The sequence below is a fragment of the Microcoleus sp. B3-D2 genome (genome assembly GCF_036705345.1).
Taxonomy (GTDB): domain Bacteria; phylum Cyanobacteriota; class Cyanobacteriia; order Cyanobacteriales; family Microcoleaceae; genus Microcoleus.
Window position 1 is genome coordinate 1 of sequence record NZ_JAUBUG010000158.1, and the last position, 3,567, is coordinate 3,567.

The window sequence follows — 3,567 nt, forward strand, 5'->3', positions numbered from 1 at the left end:
GGGAGCCATCGCCCGGAGGTCGCTCCGGGCGGGGCCGGAGCGCCTTTGTTAAGAAAGATGTGAGTAAGGCATAGCCTAAAAAAGGGGGGAGAATGAGCGTCAAAGTCCCCCTTTTTAAGGGGGATTTAGGGGGATCTAAATCTGACGGGGAAGGCAAAACACGCAAATGCTCACCCATAAAACTTTCACAATCTAAAATCCAAAATTCATTCTATTAAGCTATGTCTTCTTCAGTAGCTGTAAAACATCACCACGAAACGCCCCCCGCCCACCAACGAAGCAAGCGACAGGCATCAACATTACCCCTGGTTGCGCCTTCCGTCATTGCCTTGCTGCTGTGGATGATTGTGCCTCTGGTGATGACGGTATGGTTTTCCTTTCAGCGGTATAACCTGCTCAATCCAGGCGCACGCAAATTCATCGGAATTGAAAATTTCACCTTCATCTTGAGTGATCCAGCTTTATGGACTTCGATCGGCATCACCATAATTTTGGTCGTGTCCGTTCTGGCGCTCACGATCGGTCTAGGCACACTTCTGGCAATTCTGTTTGACCAAGACTTTTATGGTCAGGGGATTGCACGGGTACTGGCGATTTCTCCGTTTTTCGTCATGCCCACAGTCAGCGCCCTAGTCTGGAAAAATATGCTGATGCATCCAGTGAATGGGCTGTTTGCTCAATTCACAAGAGGTTTGGGTTTGGGGGCGATCGATTGGTTTGCAGATTTTCCACTGCTTGCCATCATTATCATTGTTTCGTGGGAGTGGCTTCCCTTTGCCCTGCTGATTTTGCTGACGGCAATTCAGTCGTTAGATCATGACCAGCTAGAAGCAGCCCGGATGGATGGAGCAAATGCTCTAGCCTTATTCCGTTTCGTCATGCTACCGCATCTGAGCCGCGCCATTGCCGTGGTCGCCATGATCGAGACGATTTTCTTTTTGACTATCTTTGCAGAAATCTTTGTTACCACAGGTGGCGGCCCCGGAGTGGCAACCACTAACCTTGCCTATTACATCTTCCTCAGAGCATTGCTGGAATTTGATGTAGGCGGTGCCTCAGCGGGTGGATTAATCGCGGTAATTCTTGCCAACATCGCGGCAATTTTTCTGATGCGTAGTGTTGCTCGTAATTTGGATACCTAACAATGGCACAAAAAACTTCTCGCCGCTTGCTTTTTACCTTGCTCGGCTGGTTTGTCGCTTGCAGCTTGTTTTTCCCAATTTTCTGGATGTTTCTCACCAGTTTCAAAACAGAGGTGGCGGCGGTTGCAACTCCCCCTCAGTTATTTTTCCAGCCGACATTAGAAAATTATGTAGCGATACAAGATCGGGCAAACTATTTCAACTATGCGCTCAACAGTGTAGTGGTTTCACTCGGAGCGACAATACTCGCACTGCTGCTTGCCGTACCTGCCGCTTATGCGATGTCTTTCTTCCCAACCAAACGCACTAAGAGTACCTTGCTGTGGATGCTGTCCACTAGAATGCTGCCACCCGTTGGCGTGCTGGTGCCGATCTACATCTTGTGTCGCAACGCTGGTTTGCTGGATACCCGCATCGGTTTGATTATTATTTACACCCTGATCAATTTGCCAATTGTTGTCTGGATGATTTACAGCTTTTTCAAAGAGGTACCCAAAGATATCCTAGAAGCCGATCGCATGGATGGGGCAAACACGCAGCAAGAACTGATTCATGTGTTGCTGCCACTGGCCTTGCCCGGAATTGCTTCCACCGCATTGCTTTCGATCATTTTGTCCTGGAATGAAGCCTTTTGGAGCCTCAACCTAACAACGGCTAATGCCGCTCCTTTAACCGCATTTATTGCCTCTTTTTCCAGCCCTCAAGGATTGTTTTGGGCAAAACTTTCGGCAGCATCAACTCTGGCGATCGCACCCATTTTAATCTTCGGTTGGTTCAGTCAACGGCAATTAGTACGCGGTCTTACCTTTGGTGCGGTGAAATAATCATTTGATTTTTAATGCATTAATAGGAGTCTTTCATGTCCACAGTTGCTTTAAGAGATATTCGCAAAACATATGCCGATACAGAGATCATTAAAGGCGTCGATCTTGATGTTGGCGATCGCGAATTTGTTGTATTCGTTGGTCCATCCGGTTGTGGAAAATCAACCTTGTTACGCATGATTGCCGGACTAGAGGAAATTACCTCCGGCAAGTTGATGATTGATGGAGAGGTCGTGAATGATGTACCTCCAGATAAACGCGGGTTAGCAATGGTATTTCAAACCTACGCCTTGTATCCTCACATGACCGTAGCAGAGAATATGGCGTTTAGCCTCCGCCTTGCAGGTGTTCCAAAAGCCAAGCGTCATGAAAGGGCGCGTGAAGTCGCTCATGTCCTCCAACTGGAACCACTGTTAAACCGCAAGCCCAAAGAGTTATCCGGAGGACAGCGCCAACGAGTAGCAATTGGTCGTGCCCTAGTTCGCAATCCCAAAGTGTTTTTGTTTGACGAACCACTGTCAAACCTGGATGCCTCCTTGCGCGTGCAGATGCGGATCGAACTTGCCAGCTTACATGACAGCCTGCAAGCCACCATGATTTATGTGACACACGATCAGGTTGAGGCAATGACACTTGCCAACAAGATTGTAGTGTTGCAGGGCGGCATTGTAGAACAAGTGGGTTCGCCTTTGGATCTCTACCACCATCCCCGGAATCTATTCGTCGCCGGATTTATTGGTTCACCTAAGATGAACTTTGTCTCGGTTACAGTGACAGCCGTCAATGACTCTGGTACAACTGTCAAACTTCCCGGTGATGCCAGTGTGACTATTCCAGTGAAGCCTGGAAAGCTGTTGGTTGGGGATAGAGCCACGTTGGGAATTCGCCCCGAACACCTACGACTCGATCGCAATAGCGCAACAGTGAATGGCGAAGTATTAGTTGTGGAACGGCTGGGCGGACAAACCTACCTCTATGTCAAGATTGCGGGTGGCGACACGCTAGTCGTGCAAACAGACGGAGATAATTCCAGCCAGTTGCACGATGTTGTTCCTGTTCACATTAACGGCGATCTTTGCCATCTATTTGACTTACAGGGTGAAGCCGTTTCCAAAACTCGTCGTCACCACCTAACCGTTAGTAAATAAATGAACAGCAATCCCACTACAGCCTCAACAATCAAGCTCAATGAAGCATCCCTGTCTCGTTTACCTGGAAACGTTCCCATACCCAAGTACGATCGCCATCAAATTACTAATGGAATTGTGCATATTGGGGTTGGTGGATTTCATCGATCGCACCAAGCGCTATATCTTGATGATTATTTCCATCAGAATCCTGGTAGTGATTGGGGAATTTGTGGTGTTGGATTGCTGGACAATGACTATGACAAGCGTATGCGGGATGCGCTGCTGTCTCAAGATTGTTTGTATACCTTAGTTGAGCGATCGCTAGAAGGAGATCGGGCTCGAATCATTGGCTCAATCACTCGATACCTGTTTGCACCAGACAATCGTCAAGCAGTTACAGCACTTTGCGTGACTAAGAGGTACAGTAACAGCAGTGAGCCAAATAATTTTCGATTTGCTTACTTGAACATA

3 protein-coding genes and 1 pseudogene are annotated in these 3,567 nt (G+C 47.9%); all 4 read left to right on the plus strand.

Annotation, left to right across the window (positions count from 1 at the left end; genetic code table 11):
• Positions 1 to 221: 221 nt before the first annotated feature.
• Positions 222 to 1,142 carry a sugar ABC transporter permease gene (locus QUB14_RS28260; protein ID WP_333221506.1) on the plus strand — a complete coding sequence of 307 codons (921 nt, stop codon included), beginning with the start codon at positions 222 to 224 and terminating at the stop codon, positions 1,140 to 1,142.
• Between the two features lie 2 nt (positions 1,143 to 1,144).
• Positions 1,145 to 1,966, plus strand: coding sequence for a carbohydrate ABC transporter permease (locus QUB14_RS28265; protein ID WP_333221504.1), 822 nt, complete (start codon positions 1,145 to 1,147; stop codon positions 1,964 to 1,966).
• A gap of 35 nt (positions 1,967 to 2,001) precedes the next feature.
• On the plus strand, positions 2,002 to 3,114 hold the full coding sequence (locus tag QUB14_RS28270) for a sn-glycerol-3-phosphate ABC transporter ATP-binding protein UgpC (RefSeq protein ID WP_333221502.1): 1,113 nt from the start codon (positions 2,002 to 2,004) through the stop codon (positions 3,112 to 3,114).
• Positions 3,115 to 3,567: pseudogene (locus tag QUB14_RS28275) on the plus strand (hypothetical protein); the annotation flags it as partial. It lies immediately after the preceding gene.

Coding starts and splice junctions, on each gene's coding strand:
- QUB14_RS28260 (WP_333221506.1), top strand. CDS start 222: ATGTCTTCTTCAGTAGCTGTAAAACATCACCACGAAACGCCCCCCGCC.
- QUB14_RS28265 (WP_333221504.1), top strand. CDS start 1,145: ATGGCACAAAAAACTTCTCGCCGCTTGCTTTTTACCTTGCTCGGCTGG.
- QUB14_RS28270 (WP_333221502.1), top strand. CDS start 2,002: ATGTCCACAGTTGCTTTAAGAGATATTCGCAAAACATATGCCGATACA.